The organism is Acinetobacter sp. 40AMC3-4 (assembly GCF_049898185.1).
Taxonomy (GTDB): domain Bacteria; phylum Pseudomonadota; class Gammaproteobacteria; order Pseudomonadales; family Moraxellaceae; genus Acinetobacter.
In genome coordinates this window covers 1-17,629 of sequence record NZ_JAFCXG010000021.1, presented here as the reverse complement: position 1 = coordinate 17,629, position 17,629 = coordinate 1, and the positions used below count along the sequence as shown (strand labels likewise).

The 17,629-nt window shown below is 37.6% G+C and carries 14 protein-coding genes and 7 pseudogenes; 11 read left to right on the top strand and 10 right to left on the bottom strand.

Annotated elements, in window-relative coordinates; genetic code table 11:
• Positions 1 to 444: aldehyde dehydrogenase family protein (locus ACP7BU_RS14895; protein WP_425880174.1), on the top strand; the 444-nt coding region annotated here is incomplete at its 5' end.
• A gap of 177 nt (positions 445 to 621) precedes the next feature.
• Here the strand turns inward: ACP7BU_RS14895 and pnuC are convergent.
• The 4 genes from pnuC to ACP7BU_RS14875 all read right to left on the bottom strand — a co-directional run bounded on the left by pnuC (position 622) and on the right by ACP7BU_RS14875 (position 5,238).
• Positions 622 to 1,191 carry a nicotinamide riboside transporter PnuC gene (gene pnuC / locus ACP7BU_RS14890; RefSeq protein ID WP_004281962.1) on the bottom strand — a complete coding sequence of 190 codons (570 nt, stop codon included), beginning with the start codon at positions 1,189 to 1,191 and terminating at the stop codon, positions 622 to 624.
• Between the two features lie 28 nt (positions 1,192 to 1,219).
• The gene (locus tag ACP7BU_RS14885) at positions 1,220 to 3,400 is read right to left on the bottom strand and encodes a TonB-dependent siderophore receptor (protein WP_425880175.1); all 2,181 of its coding nucleotides are present in this window, start codon (positions 3,398 to 3,400) and stop codon (positions 1,220 to 1,222) included.
• Between the two features lie 40 nt (positions 3,401 to 3,440).
• Positions 3,441 to 4,646, bottom strand: a complete 1,206-nt coding sequence (locus tag ACP7BU_RS14880; RefSeq protein ID WP_425880182.1) for a phosphotransferase enzyme family protein — start codon at positions 4,644 to 4,646, stop codon at positions 3,441 to 3,443.
• Between the two features lie 409 nt (positions 4,647 to 5,055).
• A complete protein-coding gene (locus ACP7BU_RS14875) occupies positions 5,056 to 5,238 on the bottom strand; it encodes a hypothetical protein (protein WP_253138651.1) in 183 nt (60 codons plus the stop codon).
• A gap of 186 nt (positions 5,239 to 5,424) precedes the next feature.
• On the opposite strand from ACP7BU_RS14875, the pseudogene ACP7BU_RS14870 reads away from it, so the two are divergent.
• Positions 5,425 to 6,419 (top strand): annotated as a pseudogene (locus tag ACP7BU_RS14870) (IS30 family transposase).
• Between the two features lie 529 nt (positions 6,420 to 6,948).
• On the opposite strand, the gene ACP7BU_RS14865 reads toward ACP7BU_RS14870, so the two are convergent.
• Complete coding sequence (locus tag ACP7BU_RS14865; protein WP_425880176.1) at positions 6,949 to 7,167, bottom strand: hypothetical protein; 219 nt, start codon at positions 7,165 to 7,167, stop codon at positions 6,949 to 6,951.
• A gap of 302 nt (positions 7,168 to 7,469) precedes the next feature.
• Between ACP7BU_RS14865 and ACP7BU_RS14860 the strand changes: the two genes are divergently transcribed.
• A complete protein-coding gene (locus tag ACP7BU_RS14860; protein WP_004281965.1) occupies positions 7,470 to 7,643 on the top strand; it encodes a hypothetical protein in 174 nt (57 codons plus the stop codon).
• A gap of 19 nt (positions 7,644 to 7,662) precedes the next feature.
• On the opposite strand, the pseudogene ACP7BU_RS14855 reads toward ACP7BU_RS14860, so the two are convergent.
• Together ACP7BU_RS14855 and ACP7BU_RS14850 are read right to left on the bottom strand one after the other, a co-directional pair.
• Positions 7,663 to 8,160 (bottom strand): annotated as a pseudogene (locus ACP7BU_RS14855) (IS4 family transposase); the annotation flags it as partial.
• Positions 8,161 to 8,478: 318 nt separating this feature from the next.
• Positions 8,479 to 9,168, bottom strand: coding sequence for a GntR family transcriptional regulator (locus tag ACP7BU_RS14850; RefSeq protein WP_425880177.1), 690 nt, complete (start codon positions 9,166 to 9,168; stop codon positions 8,479 to 8,481).
• Positions 9,169 to 10,062: 894 nt separating this feature from the next.
• On the opposite strand from ACP7BU_RS14850, the pseudogene ACP7BU_RS14845 reads away from it, so the two are divergent.
• Positions 10,063 to 10,776, top strand: a pseudogene (locus tag ACP7BU_RS14845) (IS5 family transposase).
• A 50-nt stretch (positions 10,777 to 10,826) separates the two neighbouring features.
• Here ACP7BU_RS14845 and ACP7BU_RS14840 read toward each other — a convergent pair.
• Both ACP7BU_RS14840 and ACP7BU_RS14835 read right to left on the bottom strand, forming a co-directional pair.
• Entirely contained in the window at positions 10,827 to 11,738 is a 912-nt protein-coding gene (locus tag ACP7BU_RS14840; protein ID WP_425880178.1) for a ParB/RepB/Spo0J family partition protein, read from the bottom strand.
• 13 nt (positions 11,739 to 11,751) lie between these two features.
• Positions 11,752 to 12,525 (bottom strand): ParA family protein, encoded by a 774-nt coding sequence (locus ACP7BU_RS14835; RefSeq protein ID WP_004647772.1) that lies wholly within the window; start codon positions 12,523 to 12,525, stop codon positions 11,752 to 11,754.
• 857 nt (positions 12,526 to 13,382) lie between these two features.
• Here ACP7BU_RS14835 and ACP7BU_RS14830 point away from each other — a divergent pair.
• The 7 genes and pseudogenes from ACP7BU_RS14830 to ACP7BU_RS14800 form a co-directional block, all read left to right on the top strand.
• Entirely contained in the window at positions 13,383 to 14,555 is a 1,173-nt protein-coding gene (locus ACP7BU_RS14830) for a replication initiation protein (RefSeq protein WP_253138647.1), read from the top strand.
• Between the two features lie 272 nt (positions 14,556 to 14,827).
• Positions 14,828 to 15,212: pseudogene (locus ACP7BU_RS14825) on the top strand (transposase).
• A complete protein-coding gene (locus tag ACP7BU_RS14820) occupies positions 15,209 to 15,361 on the top strand; it encodes a hypothetical protein (RefSeq protein ID WP_425880179.1) in 153 nt (50 codons plus the stop codon). Before ACP7BU_RS14825 ends, ACP7BU_RS14820 begins: the two are co-directional and overlap by 4 nt.
• Positions 15,358 to 15,546 (top strand): IS66 family insertion sequence element accessory protein TnpB, encoded by a 189-nt coding sequence (tnpB, locus tag ACP7BU_RS14815; protein WP_425880180.1) that lies wholly within the window; start codon positions 15,358 to 15,360, stop codon positions 15,544 to 15,546. Before ACP7BU_RS14820 ends, tnpB begins: the two co-directional genes overlap by 4 nt.
• Positions 15,547 to 15,647: 101 nt before the next feature.
• Positions 15,648 to 15,953: pseudogene (locus ACP7BU_RS14810) on the top strand (IS66 family transposase); the annotation flags it as partial.
• 146 nt (positions 15,954 to 16,099) lie between these two features.
• The gene (locus tag ACP7BU_RS14805) at positions 16,100 to 16,771 is read left to right on the top strand and encodes a hypothetical protein (RefSeq protein WP_425880181.1); all 672 of its coding nucleotides are present in this window, start codon (positions 16,100 to 16,102) and stop codon (positions 16,769 to 16,771) included.
• Positions 16,768 to 17,511 (top strand): annotated as a pseudogene (locus ACP7BU_RS14800) (hypothetical protein); the annotation flags it as partial. The gene ACP7BU_RS14805 and the pseudogene ACP7BU_RS14800, both read left to right, overlap by 4 nt.
• An 8-nt stretch (positions 17,512 to 17,519) precedes the next feature.
• Here ACP7BU_RS14800 and ACP7BU_RS14795 read toward each other — a convergent pair.
• Positions 17,520 to 17,629: pseudogene (locus ACP7BU_RS14795) on the bottom strand (IS481 family transposase); the annotation flags it as partial.

The following is a 17,629-nucleotide window of genomic DNA, read 5'->3' as shown; positions in this document are numbered from 1 at the left end:
GCCACTGGCCGTGAAGAAGGTGCACAGATCCTGACCGGTGGTGAAGCACGTCAGGAAGTCGGTCAAGGTTTCTATATTGAACCGACCATCTTTAAAGGCACCAATGACATGAAGACCTTTCAGGATGAAATCTTCGGACCTGTACTGGCTGTGACCACCTTTAAAGACTTCGACGATGCGATCAAGATCGCCAACGATACGATTTACGGACTCGGTGCCGGTGTCTGGTCACGTTCGGCACATACCACCTACCGCGCTGGTCGTGCTATTCAGGCGGGTCGGGTGTGGACCAACTGTTATCACATCTATCCTGCGCATGCGGCTTTCGGTGGTTATAAAAAATCAGGCATTGGACGTGAGAATCACAGAATGATGCTGGATCATTATCAGCAGACTAAAAACTTGCTAGTCAGCTATTCGACCAAACCAGCCGGGTTCTTTTAAGAAGTGAAATACATTCAAAGCGAACTTCGGTTCGCTTTGAATGTATGGTAGCTAGCTTTCACAAAATATCAGCAACATCTTCAAGCTGCGGCCAATTCAAATAAAGTTTTTAGTCTATAAATACTTTTTTTAAAGGAAAGAGCATCACCTCAAATTTCTATTTGCAATAGTGTCATTTCAAGATAATTTCACTCTATAAAGATTTCGCCACATTCTCCAGCCATTGAGTGCCAGAAGAATAAAAATAAAATAAAGCACGGCGGTTAAATACAATGACTTATAGCTATACATGCCGACATAAATCACATCTAACACACACCATAATCCCCAGCTTTCAATATATTTTTTTGCCGCCCAATAACTTGCCACCAAGCTAAAAGAAGCCAACATGGAATCCAACCAAGGGAGTGATGCTGTGGTGAAATGAGCAAATAAGGCGCCAATCACCAGACCGGCGACAATACCCACAATCAGGCTATATACCCAGATTTTTTTATTCAAATAGCCAATCTGCACGGTGATAGCCTGGTCATGATTTTTCTTCGACCAGCTATACCAGCCATACAGTTGCATCAAGATAAATACGGCTTGTAATGCTGCGTCTGCAAATAAATTAACACGATAAAAAATAATCATATATAAAAATACAGCGACAATATTCACCAACCAGCAGACTTTATATTGTTTGGAGGTCAACCAGACACCTAAAACGTTTAAAATAAACGCTGCAATTTCTATATTTTCCATAGCAATATAACCTGATTAAGCAGCCAATTTAGAAGTTCAGATTGAATGACAAGGTTGCTGTACGCGGCGAACCCAAGAATAAATAATCGTCACCCAAAAATTCACCTGCATCACGCCAGTATTTCTTGTTGAACAGATTATTAATATTCAAGCGTAGCAATGCATCGGTCGTATTTAGTTTAAATTGATAAGCAGCGCCTAAATCAACCACACTATAACCTGCAACTTTCGCAGCACCCTCTTTGTTGGCATATTTGCTGGAACTGTATTGACCACCTGCCAGAACAGTGAAACCTGCAATGCTCGGTACGTTATAGCGAAGATGTGTTGCGAAACGAGCTTTTGGCACGTTTTGCGCCTGATGATTACCATATTCAACCGCTTCCACATTTTCTAAACGGGCTTTGGTCAAGGCTAAAGATGAAGTTAAGGCCAGATGGTCGGTTAATGCACCATTCAGTCCTAATTCCAGGCCCTGACTATGCTGTTCGCCTTCCGCAATAAAATAGCGAAGTCCTGAAATCGGCTTGCTATATTGATTGTCCTGACGTAAATCAAAAACGGCTGCAGTCAACAGGAAATCATGGATCTGTTGTTTGAAACCAATTTCATATTGCTCTGAATAGATCGGTGCTAGAGTTTCAGCCGCATTCTCTGCAAACCAAGGCGCTGTTTTTCCATCTGACAGGCCTTTAGCATACGAGGCATAGACGGTAGTCGATTCCAAGGGGCTATAGCTGATCGCAAATTGCGGTAAAAATTTGCCTAAATCAGTATCGCGGACTTTTACCCGATCTGCATCATATGCTTGTTCATCCAGCTCGATCCATTTTCCGCCAATCAAAGTGGTCCAATGTTCATTCCATTCAATACGATCAAGAAACGTCAATGCAGTTTGTTTACTGTCTAAAGCTTTAAAATAAGGACCTAGATTTCCTTCTTCTGGGATCCTGTCGTAGGTATCTTGGTAAATATTACCAACATAGTCTTCTGAATTTATGTACTGGTTTATACCGTTGTAACGATTTCTAGATTTATCGGTGTAAGTCAAATCAAAGTTAAGGTGATGTTGTACCCAATTGGTATCAATCACCCCATCCAATTTGACTTTAAATTGATTGGTTTTAAAGGTTTCATCTGGATTCTGATAATCGTAAATATCATACTCGCCAGCTTTACCAAACGTGTTACAGGAATACTCTTCCAGACAGCCTTCCCGATAATAACCATAAGCAAAGCTTGAATAGTCATCAACTCTGGATTTACTGTGTGCTGCAACGAGTCCCAGGTTCCAGTCACTATTCAAAGCATAGCTATATTTTAAACTGCTATTCAGACTATCGATCGTGACCGGTTTGCCCCAAGTCTGGTAACCCAGCAATCGATCCCATTTCACATTTTCTGGGACTTTGCCATCGAGTAATTGATAGCCTGGCACTGATCTTTGTTCGGAACGCTGTGCTTCAAGATCAAATTCCAATTTAGATTGCTCAGATGTTTTCCAATCTAAGGCCAATGCCGCTAAATAGCGTTCACCCTCCACATGATCGACATAAGACTCAATCTGTTCATTCACCAGATTGATGCGATATCCGAATTGTTGCTCATCACCCCAAAAACCACCTAGATCAGTTGCCACTGAAAACTGTCCATGTTGATCAGCAGAGAATGTCAGGGCCTGGATATCTTTAGGTCGCTTGGTGACATAATTGACCACACCACCCGGGGTCGACATACCACTTTGAATCGCGGAAATGCCTTTTAAAATTTCCACACGCTCTTTATTTTCAAGTGCAACGTTTTGTTCACCACGAATCACATTGCTATTAATCAGGTAGCTTGATGCCAAATCAAGTGCAAAGCCACGCGAGACAAAGTTTGGATAATAGCCAATTGCAGCATAGCCATCACCGATGGCTGCATCATTTTTTACAACATCGCTCAGCACACGGCCATGTTGTTCAGCGATGAGATCGGCAGTCAAGATAGAAACTGATGCAGGTATTTTTTGCAAATTCTCCGTACCAAAACCTTCAATATTCACTTTGGTACTCGTGTAAGGAATGCTTTGATCGGCGGTGATAACAATCGTGTCAAGCTGTTGCACATCGTCTTCAGCATAAGTCAGCGGGGCTAAACACAGCGGTGACAGAATGATCATTTTTAAAGATCGGGTTAATACATTCTGTTTGAATTGACGAGTGTTCATACGAAACCTTATGTATGTGAAGTGGGTGATGATGCTGGGTTTAGAGAGAGCATTGAGAAGCTTGCAATTCATGTTGAATGAGCCGAGTTAAAGTCTGGGTAAATTGTTGGCCTTGTTCGCCAAAGAACCAGTCCACATGACCGATAATCCAGTCGTAATAAGCCGCATCTGCATGGTTGAGGTTGTGGGTAATACCCACAAAATACTCCAGCTCTGAAAAAGCGAAATCCAGATGCACGATTTTCAGCAGTTCTGGCAAAATACTAAAATCTTCTTGTGGATGTATTTCGGAAAAATAAGCATGGAGAAAAGCGGTTAAACCGGCTTCATCAATCGGAATATGTGGGTTCTGCTTTAATTCCAACCAATCAATGAAATTACGTTCAATCGTCACAGCCAGATCATAAAGTGCCGAATTTCGGTCAGATAAACCAAAATCAATTACGGCAGTAATCTCCGCTTTGGCATCCGGTGCTGACCAGAATAGATTAGAAGCGTGTAAATCGTTATGGGTCCAAATTCTGCTTGCCTGTTGCAATACAGGCTGAATACGCTGGTGAACCTGTAAGATTTGATCTAAAAAGTAAGGATCTAAATTTTTGTCGGCACAGTAACGGCTTAATTCTGGACTGTTTACAATGCGCCGTTGAATGGCTGTAACGATATTTTCACTGTCTAAAAGCTGCTGATTGGACAATAAATAAGATGCTGATCGGCCTTGGTGCTCAGGAAAATCCTGCATGGCCATATGTAACTTTGCCAGCAATTGCCCCGCTTTCGCAGCATGTTCAGCATAGAAAAAAGGTTTCCAGGATTGCTGATCTGCATACAGATCTAAGCCGACTGCTTTTGCATAGACTTCATAGGTCCAGTCACCTAGCTCTAAAGCGGTCAGACCTTGATTTGAGCTAATCAATGCTGCAACAGGAATTTCTTTGCTAGCTAAATGCTGAAGAACGGCATGCTCCTGTAAAATATCGCGGGCACGACGAAAGGAACAATGGCTGCGCTTAATCAAATACTGATGCGCGACTGCTTCATCCCTGATCACAAAATCCTGCTCCACCTTGACCAGAGCCGCAGATGAAAATGGCCGGGGACTATACCACAAAATCTCAAAATGACCTTGTAAACAGGAATATTGCTGCTGCAGGCTTTGTAATTCTGGATCAGAAATATGTGCCCAGTCTTTATTTTCCCAGGCATTGTCCATACCATGACCTAAATCATTGGTAATTATGGTCATCATCACTATTCCTGAGCTAGATCATTATCTAATAATGGAAAATCATCGTTTAGGCGAACAAGCAAACAGTATTTTTAAATACATTTAATATTGAAGACACGCCCTAAAATTAAGTGGTACATACCAGTATTAAATTGAAGGCAAGTTTAGCCTTATAAATATAAAAATAGAATAGATCTCTCGCATAAATCAGAAAATGATCTTCTTTTTGGTTAATATTCGAACTCCAGATTTATTAGCATTCGCGCATAATCTGCGGATGAAATATATCGATTCAAACAAGCTTTCTTATCCTCAGTTCAAGCGATAACGTAGTTTTGAAATGTACCGTAATTCATTTTCATGACTTCACTACGTAGCTCTTTAAATCCCTGTTTATCAGCAGCAAATTCCACCAGTGATTCATTGTTCAGATCAGTAACACATGCCATGGTCGAATGACCTGTACACTTGAATGATTTTGGTCTTTAATGAAGTTCTTTAACGGCTCAGTATGGATTGCCCAGGTATCGAAGTCTTTCATCTGTATCTGACGAACTTCAATGTCATTGATTTTGATGCTTCGATTCGTTTCTAAAAAAAAATCATTCATAATGATGTCTCAAATTAGATTTTAATGACAAAAAAATACCCTGATGGTTATCCCATCAGAGCTAAATATAAAATTATTTATTTCTTAATTTGAAATACTTTGATCAATCAGTTTCTCAATAATATTAGAGGCAAGGCAGAGTAAAACTTGAAGTGCGACATAAACCACCTAATTAATTTAAAGGGTATGGAGTATATAAAATTGTCATACCATCATCTTAACTTTGAAGATCGTACTGCATTAATGCTTGAGTCAAGAAAAGAAGGCTTTTCACCAAGAAAATTTGCCGAACTCATTAAAAGACATCCAAGTACGATCTATGGTGAGCTTAAAAGAAATAGTATCAATGACGTTTATCAAGCTCGATATGCTTCTGATAACACCTTCGCTAGACGTAGTCACAGAAAGCTCAAAATCGATTCAATCCTCTGGAGATTTATTGTTGAAGCGATCCGTTGTTTATGGTCTCCTCAGCAAATATCGAAGCGTTTAAAGACAATTCCTGATTTGGATCAAACAATGAATGTAAGCCATACAACGATTTATTCAACGATACGAGCATTACCAAAGGGTGAGTTGAAAAAAGACTTATTATCCTGTCTGCATCATGAAAATAAAAAGCGAAAAGCTAACGGTGAACCTAAAAAAGATTCTATATTACAGGATATTAAAACTATTCATGAGCGCCCAGCCGAAGTTCAAGAAAGATACCGGGTCATTGGGAAGCCGATTTAATTAAAGGTAAAGACAATAAAAGTTCGATAGCAACACTTATTGAACGAAATACACAGCTCTGTATCTTGGCAACATTATCTGATGCAAAGGCAGAATCAGTGCGCAAGGCTTTAACTAAAGCTCTGAAATATTTACCTGAGAACTGCGTGAAACGTTGACCTATGACCGTGGACGTGAGATGGTAAAATTTAGGCATAGATGTATATTTCTGTGACCCACATTCACCATGGCAAAAAGGCACATGCGAAAATATGAATGGTTTAATTAGGCAATATTTACCTAAAGGGATTGATTTAAATCAGGCAGATCAGCATTATTTAAATCAAGTTGCCATGTCACTGAATACTCGTCCTAGAAAAGCGTTAGATTGGCTTACACTATTAGAGAAATTTTCTCAGCTTATTGATTATCATAAGGCTTTTGAAACTATCGCACCTCATGTTTGAATTCGCCCGCCTAAGGTGCTTTGATTCAGTTCTATTGAAGCTTTAAGATAATTTTCAAGCTTAATCTATACAGGTATATTTTGTTGAATTACGTTTTTTTATTAAGATATTTAAGGGAAAATTCTTACGGAAAAAATGTTTTTTATCACTGAACCATATACAAGTAGCTAAATTATCGTGCAATTTTTCAACCATCATTGGATGACTACCGTAAACTAGGTAAACAATATCACCAATATAGATATTATTCATCTTTAGTCAGCCAAGCATAAGATCAAAATTCTGAAACTTCTGATAAATAAATTAATGCCATCAATTGAGAACTTTTTTTAAGCTGAGAAAGCATTTATAAAGTCCAATTAAGTCCTTGTCCCATTTCATAAATAATGAGTATTAATGCAATTACCATTAGTGAAATCACAATGGCTTCGACCTTAGTGAGCATCTTAAATTCTCCACCTTTCATCTTTTATATAATAAACAAAGTGAACAATAAATAACAATAAGGTTACAAAAGAATTACTGGATGTTACAAAGATAGGGCTGGTAAAGAAAAATCTCTCAGAGGAAGTGAATTCTTTTCAAACTTAACCTTATGTACTGGGCGATGTCCTATATAAGACTCATGACCTACTGCGATCATATCAACACCACCTTCTTCTTCTAAACTTAATAAGAAAGTATGGACACCCTGCATGTCATTTAACTCAATATTATTGCTGATCCATTTCATCGTACCTGGTTCCATATTGTTTATTTCTTCTTGGATTTTATTGTAGGGGGGGGATTACCGCAGTTGACCATTTGCTATGCTCTTTTTATAATTTGCCATTAAATTATCTTCGCTATAAAAGATTTTTAAGAAAATCGGTCTGTATTTGGCCAATTAACGCTACAAAAAAAACTCATCCGATAAGTATTCTTACCTAAACCCAAGGTTCTATAACTTGGATCCTGAATATCTTACATACGCAGACATAGCTCATACATCGGAATTTAAACTTAGCCTCTACACTGAAATTAAGTTTTAGAAACATAGAGGAAATTCAGATGGAAAAGTATTCAAAGATTCTAATCCTGAGCTTATTTGGATTTACTGGAACAGTAGCTATTGCAGATGAATCCATTCCAATAGAAGCAACTGCCGCCGCCGAAGCACAACAGGTTGCTTTAGATTATGGAAATGAGAAAGACAAAAAATCTGAATCATCTGAAAGCCCTTAATTAAAGGAATGCCGGTCAGTTAAGAAATTGACTGGCATTTTCTTGGGTATTTCTGTGGTGTCCCTTTCATAACTCGTGGGCAACTCCTCACTCCCTCTCAGGCAAAACATATCTCTTAGATTTTTCCAGTAAACTTTCTAAATGTTTAGGTAAATTACCTGCGGAGTCTAAAGAGTCGAATCTTAATATATTCAGAATGCCAATAGATGCAATATGAAAGCTGGTTCTCAAAGGACTGACTTTTGCACGTTGAGCCATATGTTTCATTGTCTTCTTAGAATATTATAGGCAATACCCCCCATAATTCTTGATAAACTAAATCAGGTTGCTTGCTCCTCAAATGCTTGCCCTCCTGTAAATCACTTTTGATTTCTCGGTAACACATTTTTATTTCCCAGCGCTGAGCATAAAGCTTCGCCAAGCCTATCAGTGGATATGTCTTTGGGTCCATTAATAAAGTGATATAACGTCTAATTTTCTCTGCCTGCTTAACCTCAATCAAACGCGCTTCCCAATACCCTGTTGCCATTAGAGGCCAAAAGCCGCTGTAAACTGGATCCTGAACTAAAAATCTATAATCAGGAAATCAATAAAGAAGAATAGAAATTAAGTATGGATTGGCAGTCTAAAAACTTTCAAAATGCTTTCAGAACGTTATCGCAATAGAGCTAAAAGCCCCCCTTTTGAGATTCAATCTAGTTGCTGGAATTTATAATTTGCAACTGAGTAAGAATGATTTATGAAGGCGGTCTAATAATGCTAATCTAAGAAAATAAAAAAATCCTAAAACCATTTAACTTCTTAGGATTTGAATGGGCAGGATATAAATATAAGCTTATGCTTGAATATCTAAGGTCATTTCAATTTTGTCCTGTGACCAGATTTCGATGTCATATTCAATCACTAGATCATCTGATTTTGAAATACGTTCAATATAAGTGGCGGTTTGACTTAAAGGAATACCTAAGTACTGGCTCTCAAAATGAGACACACCGGTATTTTTAATTTTTAACTGACTACTCGTGTAATTATAATGAAAGTGATTTTTAATGACATCTTGTACCGAAGTAATCACATCATAATTCAGCACATTTGGAAACAGCGCAACAGGTAAATAATTATATTCTAGAAGTACAGGTACATCATCAGCATAACGTAAACGAATAATTTCAATAAAGCCCAATTTACGATTTTCTTCACTAAAAAGATTACTGTGATCCAATCGCTCCAACTGTCTGGTCGAGATTAGTTCAGTTCTGACATTAAAACCCTGTGCCTTCATATAAGAACGAAAATTTTCAATTGAGTTTGGAGAATATTGAATTTTTTTATTACTCACGAACCAGCCGAGATTTTGCCGTTTGAAAATTTTATCTTCGGCACGAAGCTGTTCATAGGCCTTACGCACTGTTTCCCTTGAACAGTCAAACTTTAATGCCAAGTACCGTTCGGATGGAATCATTTGATTAGAACTATAATTTTTCAATTCAGCCTCAATCAAATCTCTGATTTCCATATACTTCATTCAGTGAATCCAGTGAGTGCTCATAAATGATAAAGATAGTACTAAATTAAAGAACAGAGGAAAATTAAAAACAAGGTACGATCAGTAAAAAGATGCATTCCCTTGTTTTAATGAGAATGTTTAGCAGCATGATTAATACGTGATTCTGAGAGAATATCGTTGTCCATTCATAATTTTATCATTTATGCAAAAAGAATAGACTAAATTTGTCTAGGAGAGTGGTGATGGTTCAATCTAATTAAAAGGCATCTACAAAATCGGCGGCTATTCGTAATAGTCGACTGAGAAAATCACGTACCTTGATTCTAAGCAGTTATTGCCCACCTCCATACTAGCACGTTTCCTGGCACAGTCCCTATCTGTACACTTGAATGCCTTTGACTATCTAAAGGTAATCTTTAATAAAATGAGCTTTATAGGGCAATATACTAAGATCTCCAGACTGTTGAATCCGGCAAGCGCACTGAGTGCGGTTCCGTAACGTGACACTGGGTAACGTCTTGGACTGCTGTATATAGACAAAAAATGAAAGCTGCGGTTTAAAGCTGGCGTCCTTCAAAATTTATCTCATTTTATAACTGATGTCTGGATTTTCAGGTAATTATACCGCACCAAAAAAACATCTATTCACTAACGATTACTTAGGCTATTTATTATAAAAAAACAACCATACATCATTGATATATGTTCATTTATTTCTAATTTTTCATGGACATAAGTTAATTAGTTAATTTATTAGGTCCCATATATCATCTAAGCGGAGTCAATTAAAACCTGTTATAAGTCAGTGTAATATTGAAATTTATGGAAATAATATTTAAAACCGTTTTTTATTTTGAATTAAGGTGTCATCAATTAGCTTGAGAAAATATTACCGGTCCTCATAATTTTTTCATGACTAAACGCTATGCATTAAAAGATGATCATTGGGAACAGGTTAAAGATCTGTTACTTGGACGAATGGGTACTGTTGGAGTAACGGCCAAAGATAACCGACTATTTGTTGAAGCGCTATCGTTCAGGTATCCCGTGGCGAGACTTACCCGAACGCTTTGGTGATTTTAGAGTAGTGCATACTCGTTTTAGCCTTTGGGCTAAAACAGGTGTGTGGCAGAGAGTCTTTGAAGTGCTGTCACATGACCGTGACAATGAATATGTCATGTTAGACTCCACCCCATTGTACGTGCTTACCAACACAGCGCTGGGGGGAAATCAGGCGAATAGGCGCAGTAAAGGGGGCTTAAGCACCAAAATTCATGCCCATACTGATGCTTTAGGCAACCCGACAGGATTTTATCTCACGGATGGGCAGGTTCATGACTTAAACGGTTCAGATGTGTTGCTGGACTTATCGTTGAGCCAGACCTGGCTTATGAATAAAGCCTACAACTCCAGGGATCGGGTCATTGATCCAATTTTAGAGGCGAAGGGTCAAGTTGCGATGCCAGCGAAAAGTAATTCTATTGATCAGCGTGATTATGATTGACATATCTACAAGGCAAGACATCTGATCGAGAATTTTTTGCCAAGCTCAAACAATATCGTGCTATTGCCACACGCTATGATAAATTGGCTCAAAACTTCTTATCAGCGATCTTTCTGGCTTAATTGATGACACGCCCTAGTTTGAGATTGTCAAAAAAAAGTGTAGCAAATTGCTACACTTTTTCACTTTTCTGAATCAGCTGTTTTAAAAAATCTTCTAGTTGTAAGAGACTGGCTTCATCAATTTCCGAGATATTCAGAGAAACCTTAAGCTGTTTTTGATTGAGTTTGATATTCCCCGCAATCTTACCTGCATATTCAATTTTTCTAACCACGGATGTTGTGGTCAGTTTTTCTGGATTCTGACTCAATAGTTTTTCAGCATAAGTAGTAACTTTGCTTTGCTCGAGTTTTTTGTCTTTTAATTTTTCCCAAGCCTTGAGTAAAGCCATTTCGGCCTCAGAAAGTTGCTCTATATGATCCGACAGAAATTTTTTGAATGCAGTGGCAGCAGTACGACCTAGCAGGCCTGGTTCCACATCAAGGTCATTTAAAATTACTTGAGGCAGTTTTTCGTACGCTAAATACTTGTACATATCTTCGCGATTTAAACCCAGTGAATTGGCTAAACGTTGCTTGTTTTTCTTTAACTTCTCATCAAGTGAGTTCAGGCCAATAAAAATTTCATAATCTGTCAGGTCCTGACGCTTTAAATTCTCTGCTAAGGTTAACAAAGATGCTTCTACATTATTCGCATCAATGATAATGGCTTCAATCACAGACTTGCCGAGTAAATGGTGCGCCCGTAAGCGCCGCTCGCCTGCAATGAGTTCATATTTCAGATTATCAAGTTTACGCACTGTAATGGGCTGCAAAAGACCGACTTCGTCAATGGAATCCGCCAGTTCTTTTAATTGTGACTCTTCAAATAATTTACGCGGCTGGTTTGGACTGCGGCTAATATCCTCAATAGGAACATTACGTCTAAACTCTTTCAGCTCTCTAATATTGTCTTTCTGTGCTTGCTGATGTTTTTCTGTATTCTGTTTCAGTTTCTGAGCTAAAAGCTCTTTGGTGCTTGCCATAATACTCTCAGGTTTAAACTTTAGCTACAATTTCATTGGCAAGGCTTTCAAAAGCCTTACGTACTTTTGAATTTTTTTCTACATTCAAAAGTGATTGTTGCAGAATCGCTGCTTGATTAACTTTAGTACTTTGAGGAATGGTAGTCTCTAAAAGTTTTCCTACCTGTTTCAAGGCTTCATTCCGAATCAGCTTACAGACATTCTGACGTTCATCATGCTTAATTAGTAAAGCGCCTAAAAGCTCTAAATCTGGATTAATACGTTTGATCTTTTCAAGATGATTTAAAAGATCTGTTACCCCATACAATCCATATTGTGATCCGGATTCGATAGGGATAATGACATGTGTTGAAGATGCCAGGGCATTGCTGGTTAATAATTTAAGACTAGGTGGACAGTCGATCAATATAAAATCATAAAGATCTTTTAACAGTTCTAACTTGATATTTAACTCTTCAGAAGGACGGGGAGCTTCTTCTTTTAGTTGGTCTTCAGTTTTTCCTAAATTCAAGGAACCATAAATTAATGATACTTTTTCAAAGTTCGTTTCTTCTTGTAATGCATCTGCCAACAACGAAATATCGCCCACTAGTAATTCTGCTGTAGTCACAACAATTTCGCTTGGATGTTGGATCCCAATGTGTAAACTTGCGTTTGCTTGAGGATCTAAATCAATGACTAAAACCTTGTTGCCCAGATTGGCAAGTTCTGAGGCTAGGTGCACAACAGTCGTTGTTTTGCCACATCCGCCTTTATGGTTAGCAACAGTAATAATTTTTGCAGACATGCGTGTCAGATGCTTCCGTATTTGAATGTTTAGTAATATAAATAACTTTCACTCATCTTACTATAGTTTTAAAATTTATAAATCCTATTTGTTGAGATGTAAAACAGCTTAAAAATAAATCTTTAACTAAGCTAGCTTAATTAATAATTAGAATAATTAGTTATTTAGCTAATTAATAATTAAGAGTGCATTTTTATTATATAAAACAAATGCTTAGAGTTTTAAAAGTGGAAGGTCTGTCACTCTAAAGTGGAAGGTCTGTCACTCTAAAGTGGAAGGTCTGTCACTCTAAAGTGGAAGGTCTGTCACTCTAAAGTGGAAGGTTTGTCACTCTAAAGTGGAAGGTCTGTCACTAGGGTGGAAGGTTTGTCACTGCTATTTTTTAAACCGCTATTTTTATTTAAAAATAATTTAAAAAACAATTATTTAATATGTTAATAAAGTCTCGTAACTAAGCCTTAAAGGTGGAAGGGTTGTCACTGTATGTTCTTAACCTGTGGATAATCTGTTTTTATTGGATATTTCCTGATGATTATATGTGCAGTTATACCTTTCGAATCTAACTGAAAGGTGGAAGCCTTGTCACATCAGGGTTTCTATTTAACTTAACCTATCTGAATGTGGGTGAAAAAAGTAAAAATAGTCACTCTAAACTGTAATTTCGGGGGCTAAAGGTGGAAGGTCTGTCACTGTAGGGTGGAAATACTGTATTTAATTCCACTTTAAAGGCAAAAAATCGGATAATAACGCTTTTTTTTGATGACGGACCTTCCACTTTTAGAATCTTGTGGTGAAAGTCTTGAAAGTTTTTCCACTTTTGTATATAAAAACTAAGTCAAATTATAAATATCACGGTTATGACAGAATCTGAACCATTGCAAGAAGAAACGAATTATATTCCCTACTGTATAGGCAACATTCGCCATAATGGCGTTGTCAGTACCAGTAACCGCTTAATTCGCCCAATCGAGTTGTCATCCAATGAATATAAGGCACTTCTATATGCAATGGCGGTTGCGAATTATAGTGAGAAAAATAGGGTAGATGGTGAAATTACCGAACAAACTTATATTTATTTGTATAAGGATGATTTGGCAGATTTACTAGGATTAAATAAACGTAACTCAATTAATGTTGCAATAGATCGGATCTATAAAGAGCTTTCATCCCGGGTAGCTCATTTTATTATTGAGGAGCCTGCTGATAATGGTAAGAGAAAGACTAAAAAAGTACATTCTGTCGTTCCCATTATCCGTGAGTTAAGATGGGAAGATGACTCTAAAAATGCGATTCAGATTCGTTTTACTAGTGAGGTGTTGCCGTATTTCACTCAACTGGCTGGGGGTAATTTTACTACCTATCAGCTAAAACATCTTTTTGCCCTAGATTCTGTTGCCAGTATGAGTCTTTATACTTATTTCATTAAAAACGAATTTAAGTACGCCAATCAAAAGAGTTATGAAGTGCCATTACTTTTAGAAAACTTGAAAGCACTGATTGATATTAATGAAACCAAATATGATCGCTGGGTAGATTTTAGACGCTATGTATTAGACAAAATAGTGGCAGAAATTAACGAAAATACAGATCTACAATTAGAGTATGAAACCGTTAAGAAAGGCCGTCCAATTGTAGGTGTGAATTTTAAACTGCATCATCGGATTGCTGATAAGGCACTGGATGAAATTGCAGTGATTGAAAAAATCTATCTTGATGTTCCATTTGAAGACAATGCATCCGTAAAAGAATTAGGGGCTAAATTCGATACGAATGTACGTTCTTGGTATATTTTTAATAATGATGAAAATTATCAGCAGTTCAAGAAGTGGTTTAAAAAAGTAGGATGCCTCACTGACTCTCAAGCAAATATTGTCATTAATGACACTTTATTCCAAATGGAATTTGCTGAAATTGGTATGGGGCTGAATGACTTTAAACGAAATATGAAGCATAAACTTAAAAATAATCCGGAATTCGTTCAAAGTATTCGTGAAAGACTGAATGATATTTTTGGTAAAAAGCTGATCTAGCGAAAAGTGTAGCAACTTGCTACACTTTTTTAGATATATGTTTGTAAAGAATACAAGTGGTAAGGACCCTAGGATAAAAACGACTCTGTTGCATAAAGGCTTTAGAGATAGATCTTCCCTAAGTTATCCAAATTCAAGTGACAACTTGGGTATGAGGTCTGCCTAATTCCTTAAATCTATTCAAAACGTAAGTGTTCGCTGAACACACCTTATGAATTCATCCTATAAGCCTTAATTTAGTCCTCACTTAAAAACAAGTGGGGACTAAATTTATGACTACAAATAACCAGACATCCATCACATCTCTTGAGAAAAAACGAAGAACATGCAGTGCTGAATTTAAACAGCAGATCGTTCAGGCTTGTAAAGCACCGGACGTTTCAATTGCTTCCGTCGCTTTGCAACATGGATTGAATACAAATCCCCTATCCAACTGGATTCGCTTAATTGATGGTAAGCTAGGGAAATGATCGCTCACCACTACCGAATAAACCTGCATTTATTGCCTTATCTTGCTCTGCACCATTAGATCCTACTCCTACTGACATGTTAACGGTTCAAATTACTTTACCCCACTCAAAATCAGAAATTGGCTTGAAATGGCAAGTATCAGAAATATCTGCTTTAGGAGAATTACTCAAGGCACTTGCAACATGATCCGTATCGATGAAATCTGGCTGTCTACCCAACCTCTGGATATGCGAGCAGTTATGGATACTGTCATGGCTCAGGTGCTGAGAGCCTTTGGCTATATCAAACCGCATTGTGCTTACCTATTCTGTAATACAAACGTGGCCATCGCATGAAAGTGCTGGTGCATGATTGGCTGGGCATCTGGCTGTGTGCCCGGCGGCTGGAACAGGGAAAATTTCACTGGGCTAAAGTTCACCAGGGTGAAACCGTGGCCCTCAGCCCGGAGCACTTACAAGCACTGATCCAAGGTTTAGCTTGGCAAAGAATCGGTCTGCAGCAAGTGGTAACAATGCTCTAAACCAAGCTCGGCCATTCTGCTATTCTCCAAACATTCTATTTCCTCTGCGTCATGACCTCAAGCATACTGCGGCCATGAATACGCTGCCTGATTTAAGCTAACTGACCCATGAACAACTGCTGGAATTTACCCGGCAATTGGCGATGCAGCATCAGTCTTTAGCATAATCAAAACAACAACTGGAACAATCAAATCAGCAATTAGATGCCAGAGTTCAACATCTTGAAGTCACCAATCAGCAATTAGATTCTAAAGTTAAATCTCTCTCTATTCTCAATCAAAAATACGAGCATGAACTTGCGCAGTTTAAACGGCATAAGTTCGCCCAGAAGAATGAACACTTAACGGCCAAACAAATCCATCTTTGGGACGAAGCGGTCGAAGAAGATATCGCCGCTGATGAATTAGTATAAAAATAAAGTTAGTAAATAAATTATATAAATCAAATACTTTTTTATTAAATATAAAATTTATTTGATTTAATTTTGTTAATTTTGGGACTGTGTTATTCTACTATTGTGACGCTAAAAATAACTTACCTGTGCAGAAAAAAATGATGACACCATTGCTCATTGATGCATTAACAATTTCTGAAGGCAGGTTTGAAAAACCATGCCCAGTTTTAGTTTTGAAAATGATGTTACTCAATGAGGAAATGAGCCGGGAGTTTTCAGAAAAAATTAAAAATCAAGCATTACTACTGCTCGCGATATATCGTAAGTTACTGCTTGCTGTCGATAGGGACTTATGTAAGGTAAAAACTCTAAAGGATAATGTGAAAAGAAGACACTGGGCTAAAGTGGATAAAGCACAGGACAAGATGGTGGTTGCAGGCCAACTTCGACTAAAGAGTTTAGATCCAGAAGAAATGATTTTATTTTTAAATACACAGCATTTTTTGAAAAAGCTGCCGATTTCCTTTGTTCAAGAATTGGTTAATTGGGCATCACCGGTGGTGAGTGGTAATTTTTTAATCGAAAATGTTTTAGCTGGTTATATCGCCCAGAAGCTTTTGCCATTAGAAAGAATTAAAGTGAAAGAGCTGGGTAAGTCTGTGCAACCATATTTTCATTTAGCTAACTTTTCTGTATTTTTACCTCGACTGGAGGAACTTTATCAAAAATATCAGCAGCAAATTGTTCGTGTGGCACCAATGGCAGAAGTTGCTTTGGCTTTAACAGACTTGAAGAAGGCAAGAGTCTATCGTATTCGGAGTAGTTCATGAAAAGTTATTTCAAGAAGCTCCTAGAATGTATTAATCAGAATGAAAATATAGAAGAAAAAGAACTGATCCAAGCATTATTTTTGTTGCGTGCACACTATAGCTTAGCTGGCATTGTTGTCATTTGTCAGCGAGTCTTCACATTGATTGGGGATGATGAATTACCAGAATTTCGTGATGAGCTTAATACGTTAAAGCTCATTAGTAGATTGCAGGATTCTGAGGAATATGCACATTTTTTCTTAAAAACAATAGATAGAAACATACATACACTCACGCCATTGCGTCCTTACACTGGAGACAGTGGAATTTGTGACTTACTATTGATTCGACCAGGAACAAATCGAAATAATCAGCCTTTTGATACTGTAATCATGTGGTTTTTAGAGCAAATCTTTTATTTTCAAAAAAAAGTACATACTCTAGAGCTTTATAGTAGTTATTTAAAGGGTGATGGAAGCATAAAGCTGAAAGCTCAAAAGGGATCTCGTGTATATAACGCCTTTTTAGCGATCAGGCTGTTGGGTGATCAAGGTAATGAGTATATTTTAGAACAAGTCAAAGAATTACTTATTCAAAATTCACCGAAACAACTGATTCATCTGATGTCTGCTGGTTCTGAAGATAAACGATTAAATGATGTTTTTTATACATTAAAGCTGTTTTTATCCCAAATTTGGCAAAATGATCCACTAAAAAATAAGAAGAAACGTCGAGAATTTTTACACCGTATAGGGTTAAAGTGTGTGATTCATAGAGATCGTTTCAATTTAGCGATCTCTAAATCCATCTTGTAATTGGCGTGTTGAATCCGTTCATTGGATGGGTTGTATTGCTTCTGGACCTCATCAGAGAAAGGGG

What these genes read in the sequence shown, in the direction of transcription:
- ACP7BU_RS14865 (WP_425880176.1), bottom strand. Translation starts at nt 7,167, where the DNA reads ATGGAACCAGGTACGATGAAATGGATCAGCAATAATATTGAGTTAAAT.
- pnuC (WP_004281962.1), bottom strand. Translation starts at nt 1,191, where the DNA reads ATGGAAAATATAGAAATTGCAGCGTTTATTTTAAACGTTTTAGGTGTC.
- ACP7BU_RS14830 (WP_253138647.1), top strand. Translation starts at nt 13,383, where the DNA reads ATGACAGAATCTGAACCATTGCAAGAAGAAACGAATTATATTCCCTAC.
- ACP7BU_RS14840 (WP_425880178.1), bottom strand. Translation starts at nt 11,738, where the DNA reads ATGGCAAGCACCAAAGAGCTTTTAGCTCAGAAACTGAAACAGAATACA.
- ACP7BU_RS14835 (WP_004647772.1), bottom strand. Translation starts at nt 12,525, where the DNA reads ATGTCTGCAAAAATTATTACTGTTGCTAACCATAAAGGCGGATGTGGC.
- ACP7BU_RS14805 (WP_425880181.1), top strand. Translation starts at nt 16,100, where the DNA reads ATGATGACACCATTGCTCATTGATGCATTAACAATTTCTGAAGGCAGG.
- ACP7BU_RS14885 (WP_425880175.1), bottom strand. Translation starts at nt 3,400, where the DNA reads ATGAACACTCGTCAATTCAAACAGAATGTATTAACCCGATCTTTAAAA.
- ACP7BU_RS14875 (WP_253138651.1), bottom strand. Translation starts at nt 5,238, where the DNA reads ATGAATGATTTTTTTTTAGAAACGAATCGAAGCATCAAAATCAATGAC.
- ACP7BU_RS14820 (WP_425880179.1), top strand. Translation starts at nt 15,209, where the DNA reads ATGATCCGTATCGATGAAATCTGGCTGTCTACCCAACCTCTGGATATG.
- ACP7BU_RS14850 (WP_425880177.1), bottom strand. Translation starts at nt 9,168, where the DNA reads ATGAAGTATATGGAAATCAGAGATTTGATTGAGGCTGAATTGAAAAAT.
- ACP7BU_RS14880 (WP_425880182.1), bottom strand. Translation starts at nt 4,646, where the DNA reads ATGACCATAATTACCAATGATTTAGGTCATGGTATGGACAATGCCTGG.
- tnpB (WP_425880180.1), top strand. Translation starts at nt 15,358, where the DNA reads ATGAAAGTGCTGGTGCATGATTGGCTGGGCATCTGGCTGTGTGCCCGG.
- ACP7BU_RS14860 (WP_004281965.1), top strand. Translation starts at nt 7,470, where the DNA reads ATGGAAAAGTATTCAAAGATTCTAATCCTGAGCTTATTTGGATTTACT.